A 23,466-nucleotide genomic window follows, 5' to 3' on the forward strand; every position below is an offset into this window, starting at 1 on the left:
GCGCCGAGCCTTTCAAGCTCTCTCGACCAAGATCTGTGCCGCTCTCCCAGTCAGTCCGATCCGCCGACCGCAATCAATCCGCTGGTCCGAATGATTAGGCAATGTTGCCCGCGCGTCATTCCATGACATCTCGCCTTGCGCCGCGCTGAGATACGGTCCTTCGTGTCACCCGTGCAACGAAAGCTAGCTCACACTTGCCGCGGATGAGGCTCAAGGTCAGGCGCCAGTACTGCGGCCAGCTGCCGATTGGCCTCACATAGGATCCCGCCCCATTGCATTTCCCCTCGGGTCTACGGGCAAACTAGCACCGGGAAGACGTCGTTTCTCGGCGATCTGACTGCCTTCGCTGGAAACTAGCGGTGAAACTCCACGAAAGACTGGAGGTAAGTGAATGATTCCTGCAAGATACGATGGATTTTGACGCGCGAACGAATCAGCATCGGAAAGCACCCGCACCGAATGTCGCGCGCTCTGGCGCAGCCGGAGACCTAACTGGTCGTCGTGAGGTTGAGTTTCAGCGTGCGCGGCAGCGATCGTCCGCCATCCATGACGATTGATTGTCCCGTCACCGCGGAAAACTCCGATGTACAGAGAAACGCCACCATCCGGGCGACCTCCTGTTCGGTGACCAGTCGCGCCATCGGTGTTTCCATGACGACGCTGGCCTTGTAGTCGGCCATCATATTGGTACGCTCGCTGGCGATCTGGCCGGGTACGATCGCGTTGACCGTAACGAGCGGCGCAAATTCGAGCGCGAGGCACTGCGTCAAATGGATCAAAGCCTCTTTGGCAAGCCCGTATACCGAATGCGACCTCGCATAGGCCGAGGTTGCGCTCACATTGATGATCCGGCCCCAGCCCATTCGCTCCATGCCTGTGATCGCGCTTTGAGCAAGCTGGTACGGGGTCCTTAGATTCACCGCCATGACCGTCTCCCACTCCGACAAGGATAGCGACCGAAACGGTGTATCTGAATAGGGACCCGCATTGTTGACTAGGATGCCTAAGGCTCCCAGTCGCTCTGTGACCCGGCATACAAGCGCTGCCGCCGCCTCTGGGTCTCTTAGGTCAACCGGAAACAGCATCGCTTTTCCACCGATCGCGGCGATGCGAGCGACAATGCTTTCGCCCTCGCTCAAAGCACGCCGGCAATGCACCGCGACACGCGCCCCACGCCGGGCGAGCTCGACTGCGATTGCAGCGCCGGTGCCTGATGAGGAGCCGGTGACAAGGGCGACCTTGCCGTTGAGATCACATTCGCCCGCACTCATGGATCGATTCTCCTAGACCAGATCAACTTCAGCTTCGACTCGTCCAGATATTTGTTGTGTATCAGGTCGATCAGATCCTTGGCGGATGTGGCGAGCTCCGCCTCATAGGCGGCGCGATCGGTCACCTCGATGCGCTCGATGTAATCCCAGGGGCCGCCGTCGAACGGCACCGGCTCCGTCAGGCGATGAATCCGATAGCTGATGATCGTCTTCAGCTTTGCTGTAAACGGATAGTCAACCTCGCGCTCGAAGCGTTCATATTCGTCCGGGTCGACACCGGTTTTCAAGGCGGTCAGGATATAGACGACCGTCGTCATCATTTGCTCCTTATGAATATTGCTCAGAGAGGACGAACGAGCTTTGATAGCCTGAAGGCCAAGCTTCGGCAGATCCTTATGTTTGGGATCATCGGGCGCCGATAAGTACCGCTGTCCGCCAAGCACGAGCCACTCGTCTTCACCATCCCGCTCGTCTCCGACGCCAAGCTACACGCGTCATCCGTCACGTCCCTGGCAGGGCTTCGATCAGCGCGGCGCAAAGAGCCCGCGAGGAGACTGCCAGTCCTCTTTTGGGAAAAAAAGTTGGCTCGAGGCTTATGCCTGCCGATCGCTCGACGCCTTCGCGAAAGCCGCCTCGACGGCCGGCCAGACTTGCGTTCCGAAGCGCATGATGACGTCTTCGTAACTGACGCCAGGAGCCGGAACCGGAAAGATGTTGAAGCCGGTGACGCCGGCGCGGCGGAGGTCAATGACGTGCTGGGTCACCTCTTCGACAGTCCCGCAGAGGGTGAGAGCATCGACATGGCGGTCGGTGACGAGAGGAAATAATGCGGCGAACGGGGCGACGCCGGCAGCATAAGGGACTGGACCAATGGCATCGACGACCTCTTTTGGCAATGTAAGTCCCTGTGTCTGAAGCGTGTAGAACCGCGAAGTGGCTTGCGCAATGATCCGCGTCACTGAAGGGCGCAATATATCGCGCGCCTGCTTACCGTCATTGGCGATACAGCAATCAAGGCGCGCGACAAGCTTGATCTCGCCCGGAGAACGGCCGGCCTTTGTCGCCCCCTCGGCGACGGCCGACGCGAAGGCCTTTGCTTCGTCGACAGAGCCGCACCCTTCCATCATCACGCCATCGGCGACTGCGCCGCCCAATTTCTGACCGAGCGGACCATTGCTTGCGACGCGAACAGGGACGCGCGCGCGCGGCGGCGTGAAATTCAATCGGCCGCGGTGAAATCGAATGATCTCGCCCTGGTAGTCGACCTCCTGCCCGGCCATGAGCTGACGAATCAGATCGACGGCTTCGCGAATGGCGAGAGGCGGCTTGCGCGATTGGATCCCGAGCTCGGCGAAGCCGGAGACACCCGCGCCGATGCCGAGAATGGTGCGCCCCTTCGAGATTTCATCGAGGGTGCCCAGGGCCATGGCGGTCAAAGCCGGGTGGCGCGCGAACGGATCGGTCACGCAGGGACCAAGCTTGACGCGTGAGGTTTGCCCGGCCAGATAGGACAGACACGAGTAGGTTTCGCGGTAGAAGCGCTCATCCGCAAGCCAGACGGTTTCAAATCCGCTCTCTTCGGCAAGCCTGGTACGAGCGGCAAGGCGGGACACCGGTTGGTCGCCGAGCATCAACAGTTCTATCGACATGAACGTCTCCGACAGTTGCCTCCCTCCGCGCTCAAGCGAGCTGACCCGGCCGAGAGGTGATGAAGAAAAAGGGCTTGACTTGCCGCCTCGCCGGTCCGCGGCCAGGTCCCTAACCAGCCGAGGCATCCGATCCTTGAGGGCGAATGCGCGATGACGCCGAGGCACGTATTCGGGCGTCGCCATGGCGCCGGCCTTCACGAGGGTGGATTACCGGGCAACAGATAGACGAAGAAAGCCGGTCACGCTGACGCCGAATAGGGTCGGCGTCAGCAAAGAGTGACTGGCGAAGCACGAAAGCGAAGAACGACATGATCTTGTCAGCGCGTCCAGGCCGCTCTCAACTCAGCTTCATCTTGTTGAAGCGCTCGAAGGAATCCCAGTACTTCGCAACGCCCGCGAGCTCGGAACGAGTCACCCTCGCCCAATTGTCATACCAAAGCAGACCCCAGGCCGCGTCATCCAGAAGAATCTTCTGCGCATCCTTGACTGCGGCCATGCGCCTGGCTGGATCAGCCTCTCGGATATTCTCGTCGATGATCTTGTCGAGGGCAGGATTGGCGTAGCCCCCCTTGTTGGTCGCGCTGGCTTTGCTGTGAAAATTCCAATAGAGGTGATAGAATGGGTCGTTGATCCAGGACTGCCACGATTCAATCGACAGCTCGTGCCCGCCGGTCGATGACAGTTGGCGGAAGGTCGCGTCAGTCTCCTTCTCGATGCTGACCCGGAATCCGATTTTCTCCAGTTCGCGCTGAATCCATATCGCTGCTTGCTCATGCGGCGCATATCCAACACGCACCGCGAGCTTGACCGGGATCGGCTCCGAGCCGAGCCCAGCTTCCGCCATCAGTGATTTTGCTTTGGCGACATCGTAATTGTACGGCGAGAGCGAACCATCATGGCCGGGCGTTTGAGCTGCGATCGGGCTTTTCATCTGTTCGCCATAACCGTAGAGGACGTTCGGGATGATTGCGTGGATCGGCATCGCGTAATTGATCGCCTGGCGAACTTTCACGTTATCGAACGGTTTTTTCTTCAGATTCATGCAGAGAAAATTGCAATTGGTGTCGGGCAGCGACACGACATTGAGACCCGGCTCGCCCTCAAGGCTCTTGAGATTCTTCGGCGACATCGAGTTGGGTCCGATCACCATGTCGATGGCTTTGCGCTTAAGCAGGAGAATCCGGTCAGCCTCATTCGCCGTTGATTTGATGACGATGCGCTTGAAATAGGGTGACGCCCCCCAATAGCCTTGTGTGGCTTCCAGAACCACCTCGACGCCTGGCTCGTTTCTGACGGCTTTATAGGGCCCGAGCCCGGCCGTGTTGCGCTTAAGCCATTGAGAGGCCCAAGGATCGTCGGCGGTCGCGTGCAGCTTGATCTCTTCGGGATCAAGAAGTGCGTTGTTGGACAAGGACAGCACGTCGAGCAACATGGCACTCGGCGCCGGCAGGTTGATCGCAAAGGTACTATCGTCGCGCACCTCGAATTGATCTGCCTCCGTCACCCCGATCATGGTTGGAAAGATGAGCCGCATGTAGCCGGAAGATTGCAGCCCACGGTCGAAGAGATATTTCACCGCGTTCGCATTCACCGGCCGGCCGCTCGGAAATTTCAGGCCACGACGGATGTTGACGACAAGGGTTTTGTTGTCGTTCTCATACGTCCAGCTTTCGCCGATGCCGCTTGCGAAAACAGCGGGCTTGGAAATCGCAAGGTTAGGCGATCCGGCGACTGGCTCTGCACCCCAGCTCAGCACCGTGTCGTAGATGTTTGCCTGAACGATATAAGCGCCGTCGGACTTGAATTGCGCCGGATCGAAGGAATCGATATCCGTGCCCCAGGCCACCGTGAGCGTCGGACCAGCCTGTGCATTTGCAGACCCGGTAAAAAGGCCCGGCGTGAACATCGCACTGCCGCTCGCCGCCAGCTTGAGAAAGCTGCGGCGTGATTGATTTCCCAACATTCAAGTCCCCTGCGTAGGTTCTGGATTTGCGTGAACAAGCTCGAATGACGTGGATAGCTCTGTCTCGTGCGCACGAGTCTTCGAAGGCGCTCCCGCAAAGGAGCGACCCAGGAAGTTCCGCTTGCGTCCGCACAATCGACGATCGCGGAGATAAAGATGCGCCTGACGTGTTCAGACACACAGCTCGGGATAAGGCATGAACCGCTGCAGGATCCTCAGGCAGAGGCGTTTCCGCGCCTGCCTTTCGGAGCGGCCGCCGATCGCTTCTTTACGGGTTTGTCGATAACGCGCGAGAGGCAATTGGCCGCCTGCATGATGTCATCGGTCACAGCCGCGCGGGCGGCGGGGCCGTCGCGATGCGTCAGCGCATCAAGGATGCGGCGATGAGCATCCATGGAGCGGCGCAGGTGCGCGGCGTCGGGCGCAACGAGCACGAAGCACGGGCCAATCAGAACCCAGAAATTCTCGACCGCACCAAGGATGATGGGTGCTTGAGCGATCTCATAGATCCGCCTATGAAAGGCGAAATTCGCCGATAGATAAGCGGGCACATCGACTGCATCGGCCGCCGCCTGGAGACGATCATAGAGCTCAGCGACCTCACTATCGTCAACGCCCGTCATGCGGATTGCCGCGCGCTCGGCAAGAAGCCCCTCAAGCGCCACCCGTGCATCGCGCACGTCGCGCAATTGCGCGCCTGACAGATGAACGACGCTCAGGCGCGCCGTGTCGCTGAACTCGAATGCACCTTCAGCCTGCAGGCGGCGGAGCGCCTCGCGCACCGGCATCGGGCTCGAACCCAACGCCTCGGCAAGTCCTCGAATTGTCAGCCTCTGGCCCGGCGCGAAGCGGCCGGCCATTACGCCGTCACGCAAATGCCGGTAAACCTGATCCGCCATCGAGTCCCGGGCAACGGACGGCAGTAGCGGCAGCGGTTTCTTGTCCTTCACCTTCGCGGGTCCCCCCAAGTCTTAATTTCGGATATGTGATCACAAATTCGCGTCTACGTCAAGTTTGCTCAGCCCATTCTTGATTTTGGACTTAAGGTTGCAGACTTGTCGGGTCGTTCGGTCAACGTGAGACTTCAGATGGGACGCGAGCGGCGGAGCACCGTTCGTCCCGCGGATCATGGGCCTGAAAAACCGGTTCTTGGAAAGGCCTCCGGCGGGCATGCCGGAGGCCTTCTGGAGGTCAAACTCGATTCTAAAAGCCTCTTCCTTTCTCCTTCGTGCTAGTTGCCAAAACAGATCACCAATTGCGCTGAGCTCGCAGGAGCAAGCTCACCGTGCTCTGGTCCTTCAGCTCGTAGGTAACTCCGGGCTTGGCAATACCCGTCTGCGCCGGCAACACCACAGTGCCGCCGGCCGCATACTTCTGGTCGAGCACGCTGTATGCCAGATCGGCCGAGAAGGTCAGGTTCTTGACCGGAGTCCAGCGAGTGATCACGCCTGCGACCGCATAGTTGAAGTCGGGGTTGCAGCCGGCCGCGCCGCTCGAGAGCGCAAGGCCCGCGACGAATGCACCGCAGATGTAGCCTTTCGCTGCACTATTATATCGCGCAGCAGCCCACGCACCGTAGATGCCAGTGTTCCAGTAAGGATCCCAGTTGTGGGTATAGCCGCCACGGAAGCCGTAGGTGGTGGTCAGTTCCTGACGGGAGCCCGCCACGAAGACCGAGTCGGCGAGACCGGCAAGGCCGACGCTCTGGTAGACCCCCGCAAGTCCCGCCCCCCCGTACATCGCGTAGGTGGTGGGTACGAGGTCCTGGAAATTATAGCGGCTTGCGCCATACGTATAAACGCCTTGGACGTTGATTGTGTCACCCGGACCGGTCGGGAGATTCTTGATTGACAAGGCCAGTTGACCCGCCCAGCCCCACTTGTCGCCGGGATGACCGGTCGTCTCGTCGGCGCCGTAGTAAGCGGCATGATTGTCATGCATCGCGACTGACGCCTGGAAGAGGCCCCAAGCCTGATCGACTCGAAGCATAGCGACAAGGTCAGGAGAGCTTGCACCGGCAATGTCGCTCGCGCCGTACGCGCCTGTCGCAAGACCAGCCACTGTCGCGCCGCTGATGTTCCAGATGTTGGTCGTGTAGTATTGGACCTGATCCTGCGCCGAGAATGATGCCGTGATACCCTGGCCGAAGTCAGCGGTGTACGTAAACTGATTCACACCCGTAACCGCACCGCCGCCGCCCGGCAGACCGTCAAAGTTGTTCGCGGGGTAATTGATCCAGGGCGTTGAGAACTGGGAGATGGTTTTGCCTATCGTGAACCCTGCGAACTGGATGAAGGCCAGATAGACACCAACCGATCCACCAGCGACGCCAGTTCCGCCGTAAACCGTCGAGCCGTTAACACCGCTGGTCCCAACACCGGTATAGCCGCCCGACCCCCAGTCGAACACACCATCGAAGAAGGTGCGGAGCATACCGTATTGTGTTGCGGTGCGCGTATCGATCGTCAGATCTTCACGGGCATTGGTGGAATAGGAGTTGCGCAGGCGATTGCCCGCTCCAGGCGCACCATTCACCGCGCCCTGCGTGTAGATCGAGTTGGTGTTGAAGGCCGCATCAACGCGCAGATAACCTCCGAGCTTGATGCATGTGTCGGTGCCGGGGATATAATAGAACCCGGCGCCATAGAGAGAGCAGACCTTCACGTATTCAATCGGCCCTGCCTTGGCCGGCAGGTCGGCCGCCTGTGCACCACCCATCAAGCTGAGCGCAGCGGCCGAACCGCAGAGCATTCGGTTAAACGTCTTCATAAAAGCCCTCCAACATCTTCTGCGGCCCTTATGGGCGGTTGCCGAAGAATGATCCCAAGTTCACGACTGTTGCTTCTCGTTTCGCGCACCTCGACGTCTTCGCCACGCGCGAATGGATCGATTTGCTTGACGTGCGACCGAGGGGCCGCTCCGTCACGGGATGGACATTATATAAGCTACTTATATATGCAACTGATATAAGTTAGCGAAGTGTCGATTCGGGAAAGAGTCGTGGTATTCGAGCAACACACCACCGCACCCGCATTGTTGCTGCGTGTTGCAAACCGGGTTAGGTAAGTTGGCGAAATAATGAAGAGGAGGTCTCGGATCATGTCCCGAGATACGACCCGGCAGCAGCCCTCGCTGAGCGCGAAAGGTCACAGGACAAGCAAACAAACCGCTCCGTCGGACCGAATCATAGGAGAAGTCGGTTGGGACATTGCGGCCATCAATGTGCATCTGGAGGACATTCGGCGGACCTGGGCAAAGGCACTTGGCGTCAGCGGCCCCCAATGGCTGATCCTAATGGCGATTGCCGATCTGGATCAGGGTGCAGGCGTGTCCGTCGGAGATGTTTCGGCGAAGATCAACGTCCGCTCCCCGTTCGTGACCGCAGAGACCAAAATGCTGGAAAAGGGGGGCTTCGTATCTCGCACTGCCTCTCCGGCGGATGGCAGGGTCGTTTTGATGTCGCTGACCGAAAAGGCTCGTAAGGCAATTACGAGCCTTGCAGCCAAGCGCAGAAAACTGGATGAGACGATTTTTGCAGATCTTGGGCACGAAAGGCTGCAAGATTTCAGAGAAGTGCTTTCGACCATCAAGCGCAGAATGGAGAAAGTGGCCCTTCAGCTCGAGCTGGATGCAAGCAAGCCGGACGTGTGAGTGGCTATATTACAGGAGCCATTCGGCTCCGAAGGATTTATGAGCAGATTGTGCGCACCGGACGCCGAGCGCGAGAGCGATTGATCCCAATTGAATTCGCGCCCTAGGCCCTCGACGCCGTGCGGGTATCATTGAGCGCCAGCGGCCGAGCGTTCTTTACGCAATTCTTTCGCGTTGGAATGCTAGGCGCCTGGTCGTTTCGGTCGATGCGCAGTTTGTCTCTGAGCCAATCGAAGATAAACTGCCGCCCAATGCTCGGATTGTCGAGTTGCCGGTGCGATGAACCGGTCTCCTCGCCCTTGAAGATCTTGAGATCCATGGGTACGCCGGCGGCGCGGCAGTGCTCATGCAAGGCAGTGATATCCTCCAGGCTGACATAGTCGTGCTCTCCCACAACGACCAAGGATGGACATTTGATCTGACGGGCAAGCTTACAGAACGGGGATAGTTTTATATCTGGACCGAAGAGGCTGGCGGTGACATATCTGTGCTCGAGATCATCCCAAAATCCGCCGTCGCAAACGGCAGCAGCCCACCTCGTTTCGGTTGCCGCCACGCGTGTGGCAAGGGCCCCTCCAAGACCATCGCCTATCAAGGCGATTCGCCTCTGATCGACGTCATCGCGGCTGAGTAGATAATCCAACCAGCGACGTAGAGCCACGCATTGATAATGGTGGACCGGTCGATCCTGGAAGCGCTCGATCTCTCGCGGCAGGTCGGTAACGAGCAATGACAGGCCGTTTGCAATGGCATGAGACTGAAATCTCACCAATAGGTCTTCTTTGGTATCTCTTTCCTCGCCGATAGCCACGACCACCGGGGATTTGCGCGGCGCGGCCGATGAACGAATGAGATAACCTTGGAGCAAATTGGTACCGAAGCGGATCTCGAGCACCTCTCCACGCGGAGACAGCACTTCCAGGAAGGCCTCGGCACATGAGTTGGCAATGCGAGACAGTTCGGGAATTCTCGGATCGCTGCGAACAAGAAAGGCGGAAGCTGTGCGATAATAGTTCAAGGCGCGCAGCCATTCGTTCCTTGCCGTCGTAAAGTGGCCTTCTGCGCTTGAGAGGCGCGCGCGCCTTGCGATCCGGTCGGCCAGGGCACGCCACTCCTCGAGCCAGCTCTCGTCGTCGCCGACAACGATCTTGCCGGCAATCATGAGGCACTCGGACACGAAGCTTGCGCCCTCTTGAGCATCTCCCAGCAGGCGTCTCAGCTGGGTGCTCTCGACCTCATGATCCGGCCAGTGGGTCCAGCCGTCAGCGTCATATCTGGGCGAGCGGTGGACATTTTTCGCCTGTTCTCGCATCATCCTGCCCTCCCTATTAAGCCGCGTAGAACGCCTCTGTTCTTTGCGGTCGATCACCTTTTTTTCGTCCAAGCGCCGAATTGACACGTGGCGATATGTCGTATGGTGCGGCGCGCGCATGCAATGCTATTTGAACTCATGCTCGAACCCGAAAACGCGACGATTAGGCCGGCTGGTCACATTGAACCGCCATCGGCTCGTCCTGCGGAACGTGTGACCATTTCGTGTTCGCCTATGCCCAGCGGAGTCTAGGCGACGACAACGCACGCGCTCACGGCAGAGAGCCAGACGCTATTCACAGCTCACCGAGTTCTCCTGTCTTCGCCCCGAACGCTGATCGGTGGCCCTTGGCTGCCTTGCTGAGCTGGCGCCGGTCTCATTCGCAAAAGGTCGCCACAAGATCGCACTCAGAAGCCGACATCGCTCGTCCCTTTCAACTTCAGCATGACACGAGCCTCGTCCGGGGTTGCTGCCTCTAATCCGAGTCCTTTCAGGATCGAGCGGGCTAGCCTCACTTGCTCGGCGCTGGAGGTGGCGAGCTTGCCAGGCCCCGCCCAAAGGCTGTCCTCGAGTCCCACGCGGATATTGCCGCCCATTGCCGCAGCCATGGCGCCTATGCGCATCTGCGCGGCGCCCGCGCCGAGTACCGACCAGACATAGTCGTCGCCGAACAGCCGCTCGGCCGTGCGGCGCATGGTGACGATGTCCTCATGATGCGCCCCGATCCCGCCGAGCAAACCGAAGACGGACTGGATGAAGAACGGCGGCCGCACCACTCCGCGGTCGACAAAGTGCTTAAGATTATAGAGGTGGCCGACATCGTAGCATTCGAATTCAAATCGCGTGCCACTGGGCGCGCACAATGCGAGGACCTGCTCGATCTCGGCAAAGGTGTTACGGAAAACGAGGTCGCGTGAAGACTCCAGGTGCTCGCGTTCCCACTGATGGGTGAACTCGTGATAACGCTCGAGCATCGGAAACAGGCCGAAATTGAAGGAGCCCATGTTGAGCGAGGCCAGCTCAGGCCGGAAATGCCGGGCGGGCTCCACGCGTTCGGCGACCGTCATGAATGGGCTGCCGCCGGTCGTGATGTTGATCACGGCCCCCGATCTGCGGCTCAACTCCGGGAGAATCTTCGCAAATCCTTCGACCGATTGGTCCGGCTGACCAGTTTTCGGGTTGCGTGCATGCACATGCAGAATCGCAGCTCCCGCTTCCGCAGCCCGCACGCCCTCTTCGATGATCTCCTCCGGTGTCACCGGCAGGTGCGCGGACATTGAGGGCGTGTGGATCGCGCCGGTTAAGGCGCAAGTGAGAATGACCTTGCCAGGCCTGGCCATGTGAAACCTCAAGAGCTAATCGGTAGTGGGTAAGCGGCGGCGGCCGCGGAATTTTCGGCTTTTATGGCAGGACAGCCGGATCAGGAGTGCCCATCGCGCTTGCGCACGATGGATCTCCTCGCCTGCCAATTGATGACGAGGCAGCTTTTCGCGAGGTCAGCTGGCGAACCGCGGCTCCGGTATGCCCCGGACGCCAAGCCCCTTGATTGCAAATAGGGCCCCGCGCTGCTGTCCGTCATCGGGAAATCGCGGCAAGGGCGGCTTCGCCATGGAGGTCACATAGAGAATGTCGAGGTTGGGACCACCGAACATCACGCTCGTGACCTTGCGCACCGGCATCTGAATAACGCGCTCAACGCTGCCGTCGGGCGCGTAGCGTACGAGCTTTCCATCATAAACAAGCGCTTGCCAAAGAAATCCTTCTGCATCGACCGTAGCGCCATCGGCAGCACCGCCGTTTGAGCGATCTACTGGCGCGAAACGGCGCCGCTTGGTCGCAGCGCCGGTCTCGATGTCATAGTCGTAGGCCCAGATTTCTCCAGTCCAGGTGTCGGCGAAATAGAAGGTCTGGTCGTCCGGGCTCCAGCACGGGCCATTGGACACGATGATCTTCTCGTCCAGGACGTGCAGCGAGAGATCGGGATCGAGCCGGTAGAGACGGCCAGAGGCCTGATCCTCCAGTGTATCCATGGAACCGAACACGAAACGCCCGCGGCGATCGACTTTGCCGTCATTCAATCGATTGCGCGGCAAATGTGCCTCGGGGGCCGCGATCAGCTTCAGCTCCCCGCTCTCCAGATCGAGATCATGCAGGCCCGATTGCAGCGCGACGAGCGCATGCGTACCGTCGCGACGAAGCGCCATCGAGCCGATTTTCGCTCCAACATCCCAGGCGCGAAGCTCGCGTCCATCTGCGGTCGCACGAAAAACGCGACCATCGATGCTGTCTATCCAGTACAGACGCTGCTGCTCGGTGTCCCAAAGCGGGCCTTCGCCAAGCGTCGTCTTCAGATCCGCCACGATCTCGATCTGCAAAGTCATCCCCCCCATTCTCACGTTTCACAGGTATTCCACATTCCCGTCAACGCTGATCGCCTGGCCAGTCACATTGCGTGCACCTGGCGAGCAGAGGAATAAGGCCATGGCCGCAACGTCCTCAGCCGTCACCATGCGACGCAGCGAGATCTTCTTGAGGTATTCCTGGCGCATCGCCTCGTAGCTGGTATGGAGCTGCTCGGCGCGCGCGCGGATTACGCCCTCCATGCGCGGGCCCTCGACGATACCGGGCAAAAGCGCATTGACGCGGATGTCGTCAGGACCGAGTTCGGCAGCAAGCGATTTGACGAGCCCAACAATAGCCCATTTCGTTGCCGCGTACGGGGTACGCCAGGCATAACCGAGGCGGCCGGCAACGGAGGCCATGCAGAGGATTTGTCCATAGCGAGATTGGCGAAGCATCGGGACCGCATGACGGGCGAAGCGGTACTGTGCATTGAGATTGATATCGATCGTTTGCTGCCAATCGAACTCTGCAATGGCATCGATTCCGCCCGTCGGTCCGGCAATGCCGGCATTGTTGATGAGCACGTCGAGCCCACCCCAACGCGCAGCCTGCGCGCGAAAGACGGCCGCGACCGCACCGCGGTCCGATACGTCGGCCTTTGTGGCAAGGACCTGCGGATGTTGATTGCAGAAGCTTGCAAGCGCATCGTCGTTGACGTCGCAGATATGCACATACGCACCAGCCTCAACGAAGGCACCCGCAAGTGCGGCGCCAATGCCGGATGCGCCCGCCGAGATCAGGACGCGCAGCTCGGGATGAGGCACAAGACGCTGCAGCACGCTCATGCCGGTGCACCTCCCCGGCCGCGTCTCGGAACGGCCACGGAGCGCCCAATGCCCGCATTGTCGAGAAAGCGGGACAGACAATTGGCGGCCTGCATGATGTCGTCTGTCACAGCGGCACGAGCGGCGGGCGCATCGCGGCTCAACAGCGCATCGAGGATCTGGCGGTGCGCGTCCATAGAACGCTGCAGGTGGGCAGCGTCGGGAGCAACGAGCACGAAGCACGGACCAATGAGCAGCCAAAAATGCTCGACGGCGCCGAGAATCGCCGGTGCCTGTGCAATTTGGTAGATCCGCCGATGAAAGGCGAAGTTGGTCCAGAGATAAGCGGGTCCATTGACTGCATCAGCGGCGCTCTGCAGCCGGCCGTAGAGTTGCGCCACCTCGGCATCGTCGACACGCGTCATACGCGAAGCCGCGCGCTCGGCCAGCAGCCCCTCGAGCGCCACGCGCGCATCGCGCACATCCCGCAGCTGCGCCTCGGACAGGCTCCCAACGCTCAGTCGCGCCGAATCGCGGAATTCGAAGGCGCCCTCGGCTTGCAGGCGGCGGAGCGCCTCCCGTACCGACGTCGGGCTTGAGCCCAGCGCCTCGGCAAGGCCCCGGATTGTCAACTTCTGACCCGGCGCAAAGCGTCCGGCCATCAGACCATCTCTCAAATGCCGGTAAACCTGATCCGCCATCGAGTCCCGGACGAGGGACGGCAACGGCAGCAGGGCAATGAGGTTGCGCGATTCCAAGTTCCCTCTCCTATATGAGATATGTGATCACATTATGAAAAACCCGTCAAGCTTCGTCGGCGGGATTCCCGAATCGCGCGTTGAGGCAATTGCCGCCCGGCTGGCGGCGGCAGAATGCCTCGCAGAGGAGGCAAGAGGATTGAGCTTTTCACGCACCGAGGAGTTCGTTCGATGACAGCTGAAGGATGCCGACTGCGTAGAGCCCATCCACGAAGGCCCGATACTGCGGTCGCGCCGCAACGATGGCGGCAACGAGTCTCCTCCCTGAAGCGATCTCGCCGGCGCGGATCAGCAGCACGCCCTTCCAGAAGGTTGGCTCTGGATCAAAGCCGATCAATCCCTGGGCGTTCGTGAGCATGCGCAGCGCCTCTGCAAGCTGCGGACCTGTCGCTGCCGTCTCGCCCGAGAGCAGCCCGGGTGTGAAGACAGATGCGCCGAAGATCGTGTGGGCCTGAGAGAGCTTGGTGAGCCTGCGCAATTCGGCAAGCGGCTCCGGATGGTCGTCAACTCGCACATCGATGAGCCGGTTAGCCCAGGGCGCTGGAGCGATTTCGGCGGACACAACGAGGAGCGCGGCCGACATCCGGCCGCGGGCGTCACCTCCAGCGGCTTCAGCTGCATCCATCGCCGCGAGCATGCGGTCGAGAAGTGGGCCGGCAGTATCCTCGTAAGCTGCCAGCATGGCGGGAACCACGGCGTCGCTGGCCAGCATGTTTCCCAGCACCACAACGTTGCTGGCCTCGAGCTGAGCGCGGTGGGGAACGCAGCGATCGCCAGTGAACATGGCTTTGCCGCCAGCGGCATCGAGAAAGGCGACTTGGCGCAGCTCTCGGTCCTCGTCCTTCGCAAGCAGGCTCGTGAGCGCCATCGGCGCCGACACGCCGGAGGCCATGAGATCCAGCCCGTTCGGCCCGTAAGCTGGATCAACGAACGATTGGGTCGCAACAACACCAACGCCGGCTCGCGCAAACGGCACAACGCGCCCGAGGGCGAAATAATGCGATTGGCTCGCAACACCCAACTCACCCGTAACCGAATCCCGGGCGACAATCGAGTACGTCATCATCAAGACTCCACACGCTCGAGGTGCGCCTTGATCGCCGCGATCAAAGCCAGCGGATCCTCCAGCATCGGCAAATGACCGATACCTGGCAGGAGAACGTGCGGAGCATGCAGCGAGGCTGCCATTTCTGCGCCGGCTGCGGGAGGGCAAGTCAGGTCGAACTCCCCGGTCAGAACCGTCACAGGGCAATTGACGCTGGCCACATGGGCGCGGATATCGGCCGCGCAGGCGGCTCTCCACACGCGACGGATGTCGTCCTTTCCGTTTGGATTGCGCAGCGCAATGGTCTTGGCCACCACTTCGGCAGACGCGTGTGGACCCAGCGCATATTTCGGCAAGATAAGCTCAAACATTTCGGTGACGGTGTGATACTCGAGGGTGGCTAGAACAGCCGCATTGTCAGAATCTCGCGAGTAGAGCTGACTGCCTACCGCAACAACCGAGAGGACCCGTTTGGGCTCTGCAGCGGCGAGATAGACCGAAATTGCTCCACCAAGCGAACCGCCGATGGCGTGGAAGCGATCGATGCCTGCCCGGTCCACGGCATCGATGCAGTCCTGCGCCCACCGCGCAAGGTCGTACTGTTCGGCCGGCGGCGAGTCACCGAATCCACGCATGTCGGGGACAATCGTAAATCGGTCGGCGAATGCCGGAACAATTTCGGCCCACGCCGCGCCCTTGAGATTGATAGGATGCACGAACAGGATTGGCGGCCTGCTCGCGTCGGTCTCGCCATGGTAAGAAACGGCGATCGGACCGACCGGTCGCTTGATAGTGAGCCGCCTCATGAGTCCTCCACGGTCACGACGTTCCGAACCGCCGAAGGGACGCTCGATTGCGTGTGCTCTCCCTTTCCAGTGAGGCTCGCGCACTACGGTCCATCCGCTTCTCGGCGGTCACATCGGGCGGCAAGTTCAGCTGGAAAATCTTCTTTGGACGTTCTTCGCCCCGGCGGGATCAGCCTGTCCGCCGGATGTAGGCGGCGCGGCCAGCCCGGCGGGGCGCTCGCTTTGATTACAGCTTTTGGTCGTCCGTAACCGAGAAGCTCTTGCCGAAGCCTGGCGGCAGATAACCCACGCCGCGGCTGGCGTAGCTATCGCCGAACGGCTGCCGGATCTTGTCTTTGGGCGCCATCTCCGAGCAGTGGAAGTGCCAGATCTTCCACTCCGGCTTTCCCTCTCCGTCGTTGCGCACGTAAATTTCGGTGCTGCGCAGGTACTGGTCCGGTTTGTCGGCTTCCTCGAAATTGCCTTCGCAAAGCAGGTAGGCCATGTCGCCATGGAGATCCAGACGCCAGATGTGCATGACCGCAGGCTTCGATCGCGGCCTGTCCTTGAACGACTCCCAAAAAGCGGTCAGTTCCTCCCGCCCAAAGTACGGATCGCCGCTAAGGTTGAAATTCAAGAACGCGGTGCCACTCGGGAAGCAGGTTCGCATCAAGGGGATATCCCACTTGTGATTGGCAACCCACCAGTCGCGGTGCACTTTCAAAATGGCTGCTCGGTCCTCATTTAAAGTCGGCATGAATGCTCCTGATTGGTGTGATCGTTAAATTGGCCGCCGGGAAAATCCCCCTCAGATTGGCGACCTCATCGGCCTTCGGGTCAAAGACCGAGGCAGATTCTTGTGCTTACGCCTCGGCCACTAGCAGTCGCTCTGGACAGCAGTTCTGAGCGGTTCAGCTGAGCGCGCGCCAGAAACGCGAAATTTCGAGCGCTGAAGCAGGGCGTTGCCGCTGCTCGTCGTGATCCACTGACGCGGACGGCGCCAAGAATGCACTTGGATGGCCTGCAACGCTGAGCCAACTCATAGGCCGCGGAATAGTTGATCCAATGACTCTTGCGGCACAGCGCATTGCGCGCCCACAACAAGCTTGAGCTGAGAGCAACACGAAGAGATGGCGCGAAGCGCCGGCCGATCGAAGCTGGATGCGCGATCAATGCCCGGCGAAGCGTGCGCTGGCGCGATAATGCGGCTCACTTTAGGGTCCCTCCGTTCTCGATATGTGATCACAAATCAAATTCAGCGTCAAGCATTCCCGGCCGACGCCTTTCGGCATCGTCTCAGGCTCGCGCGGGACGCGCTCCCATTACGTCATTTCAAGCGCGCGGGACCGAGGGATGTTTCGCACCTCGCGATGGTCGTCCAGTCCCGTAACAATCGGAGTGAGCGCCGGAGGGTTCAGCGACGCGAGATAACGATCGTCAGCAACTTCGCCATAGAGCGTCGTACGTTGGCGCGGCAGGCGTGCCATGGCCCGGATGAGCTCTTCCATTTGTTTTGGAGCCATCTCGTGGCCATGCTGAGCACCGGCTGAACGCGAGATCGTTTCGTCCATCAGCGTGCCGCCGAGATCGTTCACACCAGCCTCAAGGCAGGCGCGAATGCCTTGTTCGCCGAGTTTCACCCAAGAGGTTTGGATGTTGGAGATTTTCGTGTGGAAGACGAGCCGCCCGATGGCATGCATGAGAACGACTTCGCGGAAGGTCGGCCCCTTGCGCGAGCGCCCTTTCAAGTAGATCGGGGCCTCCATGTGCACGAACGGCAATGGGACAAATTCAGTGAAGCCGCCGGTCTCGGTCTGAAGATCCCGGATGCGCAACAGATGCTTTGCCCAATGCTCGTAACGGTCGACATGACCGAACATGATCGTTGCGGTGCTGCGCAATCCGGCTCTATGGGCCGCTGCCATGACCTGCAGCCATTGCGCGGTGTTGATCTTGTCGGGACACAGAATCGCGCGGACCTCGTCGTCCAGGATTTCTGCGGCGGTCCCGGGCAATGTACCAAGACCGGCGTCCTTCAACTCGCGCAGAAACTCATCGACCGAAACTCCGAGCGTCTTGGCCCCCTGAAACACCTCCAAGGGCGAGAAAGCATGGATATGCATTTCGGGCGTGAACTGCTTTACGGTCCGACAAATCTCAAGATACTTTGCGCCGGTGTAGGCGGGATGGATGCCGCCCTGCATGCAGACTTCGGTCGCGCCACGCTCCCAGGCTTCGCGCGCGCGCCGCCCGATCTCATCCATGGAAATATCGTACGGCCGCCCGCGCAAGTTCTCGGCGAGCTTTCCTTTCGAGAACGCGCAGAACTGGCACCTGAAGTAGCAGATATTAGTGTAGTTTATGTTGCGGTTGACGACATAACTAACGCAATCCCCATTGACGGAGCGGCGCAGCTCGTCAGCAGCGCGGCACACGGCCGTGAAATCGCACTCCTCGGCTTCGAACAGCGACACGATCTCTGCCTCGTCGAGTCGTGCCCCAGAATGAGCCTTTGCGACGATTCTCCGAAAGCTGCCGGTTAGGACGGCGGGCGAGCTGGCATCTTCACGCAGCATCGCGAGGTCCCCGGCAGGCGGCTCGCACCTCGCTCCAGGGCACCATTCGTCTCGGCGCGGCCAGCCATGTCCGTCGACAAGACCGAGCAGGTTCTTCTGCAGCGACATGTCAGTCCAGCGAGCATATTGACGCGCATAGGGCGGATAAACTGCGAGGCGTTCGACGAGCGTCTTGCCGCATTGAACGGTGGCCTCGGAGAGACGTGCCAGATGCGGCCATGGCGCCTCCGGATTGACATGGTCCGGTGTAACCGGGGATACGCCGCCCCAGTCATTGATGCCAGCGGCCAGAATCTTGTCCAGTACGCCCGGGCTGAGATTGGGGGGAGCCTGGATGTTCATGTCGGGCCGGAACAGCAATCGCGCGAGCGCAATGGTCCACAGATGCTCTTCCATTGTTGGGGCCGCCGCGCCCCTCATGCGGGTATCCGGCTTCGGCTTGAAGTTCTGGATAATGACTTCCTGAATGTGCCCGTAGCTTTCGTCTAAATTGCGCAATGCAAGCAATGAGGAGATGCGCTCAAGCGGCGTCTCGCCGATACCGATGAGCAATCCGCTCGTGAATGGGACCGAGAGCTGGCCTGCCAGTTCAATTGTCCGCAACCGACTTCCAGGCTCCTTGTCAGGTGAGCCGAAATGTGGCCCCCCGGGCTCGCACAGTCGTGCCGAGGCGCTCTCGAGCATGATCCCTTGCGAGATGGAGACCTTGCGCAAAGCTGCGATATCGTCGGCCTCCATCAAGCCTGGATTGAGGTGCGGCAACAAGCCAGTCTCGCAGAAAACCACGCGCGCGGCTTCCTGGAGGTAGGCGAGCGTCGATGCAAAGCCCATCTCGTGCAGCTCTCGCTCGGCCTGGCGGTAGCGCAGCTCAGGCTTGTCGCCCAGCGTAAACAGCGCCTCCTTGCAGCCGGCCTCACGACCGGCACGCGCGATCGCCAGCACCTCATCGATGGTGAGGTAGGCACGCTGCCCTTTTTGGGGCGGATGGGCGAATGTGCAGTAGTGGCAGACATCCCGGCATAACTGGGTCAGCGGAATGAAGACTTTTCGCGAGTAGGAGATCTTTCTGCCGTGAGCCTCATCCCGCTTTGATGCCGCCATCCGCATGAGATCGGGAAGGGACACGTCGCTGACGAGAGACATGGCCTCGGAAGCGGAAATGTCACTTCGCCTCAAGGATTCCAGAAGCATCCGATCCACCATTCTCAGAACTCCTCACGCTCCGCGAAAAACGTCGGAGCTCTCTGCATTTTGGGCAACCAACCCCGAGCTCACTTCGGCCGCCGCATCGACGCTTGCGCGCCCCGTCCGTCCGTTCCCATCCCCAGCCGCCTTTGGCCGAGATTAATCGAACGCAAATAGCGATCGGTGGCTGTGGACGTGTTCAGGTCAAGAAAATCAAAGACATCGGCGGGAGCATCGAGATCAAGCCCAATCCTTGCATTGCGGCACACGATAGGCTGAATGCCGAGCCTATCGGCTGCGGCGATGTGGCGGGCGAAGCTATCGGGGCCGAAACACGGCTGCAAGGCTCGCGCTACGGTGAATGCAACCGCGTTGGTGCCGCCATCGCGCGGCGCCGGCACGATCACGGCGTTGCCTTGCGCGGCTTGGAGGAGCGTCGAAACGTCCTCGCTCAAGATAGCCGGCACATCGCTCGGCAGAACAAGGATGAGTTCGTCCCCACGATTTTCGACCGCGGCGAGCCCGGCTGCCACTGCCGCATTGGTTCCGTCCGCACCGCCGTCACCAATCACGACAGTCCCCAGACGAGCCGCCTCTTGAGCGACATCCTCAGCATTTGTTACCACAGCGATATGATTTAGTTTTATCACGCCACATGCCGCGCTCAGAACATCGCACAGCATAGACCGGGCCAACAGGGCGCGCTCGGATGCCGTCAGCAATGGGGAGAGCCGCTGCTTCGCGCACGAGAACGATTTTGCCGGGATGACTACCCATGCATCACGTGTCGTCATGATGCGCCTCCCTTTGAAGGGGCCCTGCCCCGCCGCTCGTGCGTTGCGCGAAGGTTTTCGCCGAAGGCAAGCGCATGCTCTGCGAGCATGAACTTCGACTGCATGTCTGTCATGAGCGTAGGCGCCGGGTGTACATCGACCCCCAGGTCGCCTGCCCCTGCCGAATCGGCAATATCTATGATCAGGCCATCGAGCAGCCCCGCATAATGCCTGGAAATCTCTGCATTTGACGGCTCAAGGCCGAGTTCGTCCATGATCTTGCGCGTCGGTCCTTTGATTGCCTGACCGCCGATAATCGGGGAAATGGCCACAACGGGAACGCTGGTCGCGCGCAGTTTTTCAGCCATCCCTGGAACAGCCAGGATTGGATCGATGCTGAGATAAGGATTGGAAGGACATAGGATGATGAGGCGGAGATCCTCGGCATCGAATGACGCAAGCACCTCCTCGCTCAGGCGAGCGTTTTGCGCCCCGCTGAACCGGATCTGCTTGACAACCGGTTCGCAGCGACGCTCGACGAAATAGCGCTGGAATTCGAGCTCGCCTTCCGTGGTGTCGAGGATGGTCGAAAGTCTGTCATTGGTGACGGGCAGCACAGCTGAAGCGATCCCGAGCCGTCGTGCAATGTCGCTGGCAATCGCTGTGAGACTTTCTCCCCTTAAGCGGCGGCGGGTCCGCTCGATATGCATCGCCATATCGCGATCCCCGAGCAAGAACCAGGTCTCGCCGCCGATCTGCTTCAAGGCCTCCATGAAGTTCCAGGTCTCATCGGATCGGCCCCAGCCGCGCTCGGGATCGCTGAGACCGGCGAGCGTATAAAGGACTGTATCGAGGTCCGGCGAGATATGGAGTCCGAGATGCTCGAAATCGTCGGCCACATTGATGACCACGGTCAATCGTTCTCCGAGAACGTGCTGTAATCCAACAGCGAGCTTTGCTCCTCCGACGCCCCCGCAGAGCGCCACAACACGCCCTTTTCCCGGCAAATGTGACCGCCCGTTCATCTGAACATATCCCGTTCTTTCGCACGCACGAGCGCGGACGCCGAATTGATAGGCGCACGAGAGGAGAATCCACGAACATGGATTACTGGTTGGCCTTCGGCCGCCTGTCCCATCAAGAGCGAGGCGGCGGCCGCCAGCTCATCCGCGACCGCGATCTCTGTTACCTGCATGGGCCGGCCGAACAGATCGGGCTTGCCGATCATGCTCTGAAGGGCAGGAATTCCAGCACTTCCAAGCGCCACACCTACGACGCCGTTGCGCCATGGACGGCCGAAGCTATCGTTTATGATGACGCCGACATCGACCCCGAATTGTCGATCGAGGCCGCGCTTGAGGTGCCGGCAACTGTCATCCGGATCTTCAGGCAGCAACAACACGCGATGGCCGCGATCCTGCTCGATATTGGATTCATCTATGCCGGCGTTCGCCATCACGAAGCCGAGGCGGTGAACAACGATGATCACATTCTGTCTTGCGCGAAGGACCTCGGTGGATTCTGAGAGTACCACCTCGATGTGCCGGGGATCTTTGCCGACCGTTTTTGCAAGCTCCACAGCGCGGTCGGAAGGCCTCACATCATCGAGATAGACGTACCTGTTTTCCGCCTTCGACACGATCTTTTGTGCGACGACAAAAATATCGCCAGATGCCACGGCGATCTCTCCGGTCTTCGCGCCATCCGCGATGACACCAACCAGATCGTCGCCAGGCCCCACCAGAGGGATCCCGGGAAGGGCGCTGTATGTGATGCTCCTCGTCATCGCGACTTTTTCCTCCTTCGCCGCTGCCCACACGTCTTGTTGTTTCTGGCGCGGGGCATCTCTCCTCGAATACGATCTCTACGCGCCGTACCCGAAATCAGTTCTGTATCCTATCTGCTTCTCCCTTAAGCAGACCCTGGCACACCTCCTGGATAAGTCTTCGACGTTCGCATCCTTCAAGCGTGCTGACGCGCGTTTCCGTGCTATCTCTTGCCCTTATTCCGAACTCCGCTTCGCAACGGAGAGGCTAGCCATGAAGCGCCGCCGGAGAAATTGACCGCTTTATGACAGTGCGCATTGCGAAACTCGATTGCAGTCTTGCCACCCCCGGCAGGCGTGACAGGTGCTGCTTATGAATGCGTTCGTAGTCCTCCATGTCGCGCGCCAGTACCGAAAGCCGATAATCGTCCGTACCGGACATCAGATGGCAGGCGATCACGTCGGGGCATTTCTGAATTTCGGCTTCGAAAGCCCTGAGCGCGCCCTCGCTTTGGCGGTCAAGCGTGATGTGGACGATCACGGTGAGGGGAAAGCCAAGCGAGTTTGCATCGATCTCGGCCGAGTAGCCTTTGATGATCCCGGCTTTCTCCATTTGCAGCACGCGCCTTGCGCAAGACGTTGCCGAGAGGCCGACCCGTTCGGCCAACGCCAGCTGGCTTATGCGGGCATCCCGAATGAGTTCGCTTAGGATTTTGCGGTCTAGAGGATCGAGGGCTGTGAGCATCGTTGCGAACGCCCGTGTGGTTTTCCATTCAGGTCAGGCCGGAAATCGTGATGCCGGCACCCTTCACCTTGTATTTGCGGTTGATCGCGATCAGGACGGAGGTGAGGGCCTCGGCTGCAGCGGAGTTCGCGAGCGCACCGCCATCGATCCCGCGATTGCTCACCGCATCCGCCAGCAACATCACCTCCTTGCGGGCCTCAGGATCATCGCTGAACACCAGAACGTCGCAGTCCGCCTTTCCTCCGGCATGGAGCTTCTGTGAGCCGACATTGTGAAACGCTCCGACCACCCGCGAACTCGGATCAAGCTGCGATTGGGCGATCAGCGCAGCCGACCCGGCGCTCGGGAGTTGAACAACAGAGACCTTCGGCGGCACGAGCGGCACGACCGCGGTGACAACAATCTTGCCCTTGGCCGCGTCCTTGATCTCGGCCAGGCTTGTCTCATAACTGGAGAATGGCACCGCAACGACAACAATATCGCTCTTCGCCGCGGCGGCAGCGTTGGCCTCGCCAGTCACATTGGCGAACCCGTCGGATTTTAAGAGCGCGACTGCATCCTGAGCGCGCTCAATCGAGCGCGATCCAAGAATGACGGAATATCCGGCGCGACTCCAGCTGCGGGCAAGGCCGGATCCGAGATCTCCAGTGCCGCCGACGATCGACAAAGTCGGAAGGGGCGCGTTCGACATTTGGCTTACACTCCTTTGCTTGCGGCATGACGCCTTGACAGTGAAACTCTGCTTCGCTCGAGCGTGCTTGACCGTATTCACACCAGGCCGAACACTCAATAGATCAGTCGCACCGCTCCTTCACGTGAAC

21 protein-coding genes are annotated in these 23,466 nt (G+C 60.0%); 1 reads left to right on the forward strand and 20 read right to left on the reverse strand.

Features of this window, described 5'->3' with window-relative positions:
• Nucleotides 1-488: 488 nt before the first annotated feature.
• The 6 genes from I6F20_RS36780 to I6F20_RS36805 form a co-directional block, all read right to left on the reverse strand.
• The gene (locus I6F20_RS36780; RefSeq protein ID WP_225131283.1) at nucleotides 489-1,271 is read right to left on the reverse strand and encodes an SDR family NAD(P)-dependent oxidoreductase; all 783 of its coding nucleotides are present in this window, start codon (nucleotides 1,269-1,271) and stop codon (nucleotides 489-491) included.
• On the reverse strand, nucleotides 1,268-1,588 hold the full coding sequence (locus tag I6F20_RS36785) for a RedY/HapK family protein (RefSeq protein ID WP_225131285.1): 321 nt from the start codon (nucleotides 1,586-1,588) through the stop codon (nucleotides 1,268-1,270). The genes I6F20_RS36780 and I6F20_RS36785 overlap by 4 nt, the downstream gene beginning before the upstream one ends.
• 276 nt (nucleotides 1,589-1,864) lie before the next feature.
• Nucleotides 1,865-2,920, reverse strand: a complete 1,056-nt coding sequence (locus tag I6F20_RS36790) for an LLM class flavin-dependent oxidoreductase (protein WP_225131287.1) — start codon at nucleotides 2,918-2,920, stop codon at nucleotides 1,865-1,867.
• 337 nt (nucleotides 2,921-3,257) lie between these two features.
• Entirely contained in the window at nucleotides 3,258-4,883 is a 1,626-nt protein-coding gene (locus I6F20_RS36795; RefSeq protein ID WP_225131289.1) for an ABC transporter substrate-binding protein, read from the reverse strand.
• A gap of 215 nt (nucleotides 4,884-5,098) precedes the next feature.
• Complete coding sequence (locus I6F20_RS36800) at nucleotides 5,099-5,833, reverse strand: GntR family transcriptional regulator (protein WP_225131290.1); 735 nt, start codon at nucleotides 5,831-5,833, stop codon at nucleotides 5,099-5,101.
• A 298-nt stretch (nucleotides 5,834-6,131) separates the two neighbouring features.
• Complete coding sequence (locus I6F20_RS36805) at nucleotides 6,132-7,652, reverse strand: porin (protein ID WP_225131292.1); 1,521 nt, start codon at nucleotides 7,650-7,652, stop codon at nucleotides 6,132-6,134.
• 330 nt (nucleotides 7,653-7,982) lie between these two features.
• Between I6F20_RS36805 and I6F20_RS36810 the strand changes: the two genes are divergently transcribed.
• Nucleotides 7,983-8,534, forward strand: a complete 552-nt coding sequence (locus tag I6F20_RS36810; protein ID WP_225131295.1) for a MarR family winged helix-turn-helix transcriptional regulator — start codon at nucleotides 7,983-7,985, stop codon at nucleotides 8,532-8,534.
• Between the two features lie 103 nt (nucleotides 8,535-8,637).
• Here I6F20_RS36810 and I6F20_RS36815 read toward each other — a convergent pair whose 3' ends face one another.
• The 14 genes from I6F20_RS36815 to npdG all read right to left on the reverse strand — a co-directional run bounded on the left by I6F20_RS36815 (nucleotide 8,638) and on the right by npdG (nucleotide 23,336).
• Entirely contained in the window at nucleotides 8,638-9,849 is a 1,212-nt protein-coding gene (locus tag I6F20_RS36815; RefSeq protein ID WP_225131297.1) for an alpha/beta hydrolase family protein, read from the reverse strand.
• A 404-nt stretch (nucleotides 9,850-10,253) separates the two neighbouring features.
• Complete coding sequence (gene kce / locus I6F20_RS36820) at nucleotides 10,254-11,186, reverse strand: 3,5-dioxohexanoate:acetyl-CoA acetone transferase (protein ID WP_225131299.1); 933 nt, start codon at nucleotides 11,184-11,186, stop codon at nucleotides 10,254-10,256.
• A 156-nt stretch (nucleotides 11,187-11,342) separates the two neighbouring features.
• Nucleotides 11,343-12,227, reverse strand: a complete 885-nt coding sequence (locus tag I6F20_RS36825; RefSeq protein WP_225131301.1) for an SMP-30/gluconolactonase/LRE family protein — start codon at nucleotides 12,225-12,227, stop codon at nucleotides 11,343-11,345.
• Nucleotides 12,228-12,245: 18 nt separating this feature from the next.
• Nucleotides 12,246-13,034 (reverse strand): SDR family oxidoreductase, encoded by a 789-nt coding sequence (locus I6F20_RS36830; RefSeq protein WP_225131302.1) that lies wholly within the window; start codon nucleotides 13,032-13,034, stop codon nucleotides 12,246-12,248.
• Nucleotides 13,031-13,771, reverse strand: coding sequence for a GntR family transcriptional regulator (locus tag I6F20_RS36835; protein ID WP_225131304.1), 741 nt, complete (start codon nucleotides 13,769-13,771; stop codon nucleotides 13,031-13,033). Before I6F20_RS36835 ends, I6F20_RS36830 begins: the two co-directional genes overlap by 4 nt.
• A gap of 148 nt (nucleotides 13,772-13,919) precedes the next feature.
• Nucleotides 13,920-14,837: a DUF1028 domain-containing protein gene (locus I6F20_RS36840; RefSeq protein WP_225131306.1), complete on the reverse strand. Its 918-nt coding sequence runs from the start codon at nucleotides 14,835-14,837 to the stop codon at nucleotides 13,920-13,922.
• The gene (locus tag I6F20_RS36845; protein WP_225131308.1) at nucleotides 14,837-15,622 is read right to left on the reverse strand and encodes an alpha/beta fold hydrolase; all 786 of its coding nucleotides are present in this window, start codon (nucleotides 15,620-15,622) and stop codon (nucleotides 14,837-14,839) included. The genes I6F20_RS36840 and I6F20_RS36845 overlap by 1 nt, the downstream gene beginning before the upstream one ends.
• A 226-nt stretch (nucleotides 15,623-15,848) precedes the next feature.
• Nucleotides 15,849-16,358, reverse strand: a complete 510-nt coding sequence (locus I6F20_RS36850) for a YybH family protein (protein ID WP_225131310.1) — start codon at nucleotides 16,356-16,358, stop codon at nucleotides 15,849-15,851.
• Between the two features lie 565 nt (nucleotides 16,359-16,923).
• Nucleotides 16,924-19,380, reverse strand: a complete 2,457-nt coding sequence (gene cofH, locus I6F20_RS36855; RefSeq protein WP_225131312.1) for a 5-amino-6-(D-ribitylamino)uracil--L-tyrosine 4-hydroxyphenyl transferase CofH — start codon at nucleotides 19,378-19,380, stop codon at nucleotides 16,924-16,926.
• A 68-nt stretch (nucleotides 19,381-19,448) separates the two neighbouring features.
• Nucleotides 19,449-20,156, reverse strand: a complete 708-nt coding sequence (cofC, locus tag I6F20_RS36860; RefSeq protein WP_225131314.1) for a 2-phospho-L-lactate guanylyltransferase — start codon at nucleotides 20,154-20,156, stop codon at nucleotides 19,449-19,451.
• Nucleotides 20,153-21,160, reverse strand: a complete 1,008-nt coding sequence (cofD, locus tag I6F20_RS36865; RefSeq protein WP_225131316.1) for a 2-phospho-L-lactate transferase — start codon at nucleotides 21,158-21,160, stop codon at nucleotides 20,153-20,155. Before cofD ends, cofC begins: the two co-directional genes overlap by 4 nt.
• A complete protein-coding gene (gene cofE / locus I6F20_RS36870) occupies nucleotides 21,157-21,921 on the reverse strand; it encodes a coenzyme F420-0:L-glutamate ligase (RefSeq protein ID WP_225131318.1) in 765 nt (254 codons plus the stop codon). Before cofE ends, cofD begins: the two co-directional genes overlap by 4 nt.
• Before the next feature lie 247 nt (nucleotides 21,922-22,168).
• On the reverse strand, nucleotides 22,169-22,645 hold the full coding sequence (locus I6F20_RS36875; protein ID WP_225131321.1) for an Lrp/AsnC family transcriptional regulator: 477 nt from the start codon (nucleotides 22,643-22,645) through the stop codon (nucleotides 22,169-22,171).
• 28 nt (nucleotides 22,646-22,673) lie between these two features.
• Nucleotides 22,674-23,336, reverse strand: coding sequence for an NADPH-dependent F420 reductase (gene npdG, locus I6F20_RS36880; protein WP_225131330.1), 663 nt, complete (start codon nucleotides 23,334-23,336; stop codon nucleotides 22,674-22,676).
• Nucleotides 23,337-23,466: the final 130 nt, after the last annotated feature.

This window comes from Bradyrhizobium sp. IC3123 (assembly GCF_020193625.1).
Taxonomy (GTDB): domain Bacteria; phylum Pseudomonadota; class Alphaproteobacteria; order Rhizobiales; family Xanthobacteraceae; genus Bradyrhizobium; species Bradyrhizobium yuanmingense.

What these genes read in the sequence shown, in the direction of transcription:
- I6F20_RS36780 (WP_225131283.1), bottom strand. Translation starts at nt 1,271, where the DNA reads ATGAGTGCGGGCGAATGTGATCTCAACGGCAAGGTCGCCCTTGTCACC.
- I6F20_RS36785 (WP_225131285.1), bottom strand. Translation starts at nt 1,588, where the DNA reads ATGACGACGGTCGTCTATATCCTGACCGCCTTGAAAACCGGTGTCGAC.
- I6F20_RS36790 (WP_225131287.1), bottom strand. Translation starts at nt 2,920, where the DNA reads ATGTCGATAGAACTGTTGATGCTCGGCGACCAACCGGTGTCCCGCCTT.
- I6F20_RS36795 (WP_225131289.1), bottom strand. Translation starts at nt 4,883, where the DNA reads ATGTTGGGAAATCAATCACGCCGCAGCTTTCTCAAGCTGGCGGCGAGC.
- I6F20_RS36805 (WP_225131292.1), bottom strand. Translation starts at nt 7,652, where the DNA reads ATGAAGACGTTTAACCGAATGCTCTGCGGTTCGGCCGCTGCGCTCAGC.
- I6F20_RS36810 (WP_225131295.1), top strand. Translation starts at nt 7,983, where the DNA reads ATGTCCCGAGATACGACCCGGCAGCAGCCCTCGCTGAGCGCGAAAGGT.
- I6F20_RS36815 (WP_225131297.1), bottom strand. Translation starts at nt 9,849, where the DNA reads ATGATGCGAGAACAGGCGAAAAATGTCCACCGCTCGCCCAGATATGAC.
- kce (WP_225131299.1), bottom strand. Translation starts at nt 11,186, where the DNA reads ATGGCCAGGCCTGGCAAGGTCATTCTCACTTGCGCCTTAACCGGCGCG.
- I6F20_RS36825 (WP_225131301.1), bottom strand. Translation starts at nt 12,227, where the DNA reads ATGACTTTGCAGATCGAGATCGTGGCGGATCTGAAGACGACGCTTGGC.
- I6F20_RS36830 (WP_225131302.1), bottom strand. Translation starts at nt 13,034, where the DNA reads ATGAGCGTGCTGCAGCGTCTTGTGCCTCATCCCGAGCTGCGCGTCCTG.
- I6F20_RS36840 (WP_225131306.1), bottom strand. Translation starts at nt 14,837, where the DNA reads ATGATGACGTACTCGATTGTCGCCCGGGATTCGGTTACGGGTGAGTTG.
- I6F20_RS36845 (WP_225131308.1), bottom strand. Translation starts at nt 15,622, where the DNA reads ATGAGGCGGCTCACTATCAAGCGACCGGTCGGTCCGATCGCCGTTTCT.
- I6F20_RS36850 (WP_225131310.1), bottom strand. Translation starts at nt 16,358, where the DNA reads ATGCCGACTTTAAATGAGGACCGAGCAGCCATTTTGAAAGTGCACCGC.
- cofH (WP_225131312.1), bottom strand. Translation starts at nt 19,380, where the DNA reads ATGGTGGATCGGATGCTTCTGGAATCCTTGAGGCGAAGTGACATTTCC.
- cofC (WP_225131314.1), bottom strand. Translation starts at nt 20,156, where the DNA reads ATGACGACACGTGATGCATGGGTAGTCATCCCGGCAAAATCGTTCTCG.
- cofD (WP_225131316.1), bottom strand. Translation starts at nt 21,160, where the DNA reads ATGAACGGGCGGTCACATTTGCCGGGAAAAGGGCGTGTTGTGGCGCTC.
- cofE (WP_225131318.1), bottom strand. Translation starts at nt 21,921, where the DNA reads ATGACGAGGAGCATCACATACAGCGCCCTTCCCGGGATCCCTCTGGTG.
- I6F20_RS36875 (WP_225131321.1), bottom strand. Translation starts at nt 22,645, where the DNA reads ATGCTCACAGCCCTCGATCCTCTAGACCGCAAAATCCTAAGCGAACTC.
- npdG (WP_225131330.1), bottom strand. Translation starts at nt 23,336, where the DNA reads ATGTCGAACGCGCCCCTTCCGACTTTGTCGATCGTCGGCGGCACTGGA.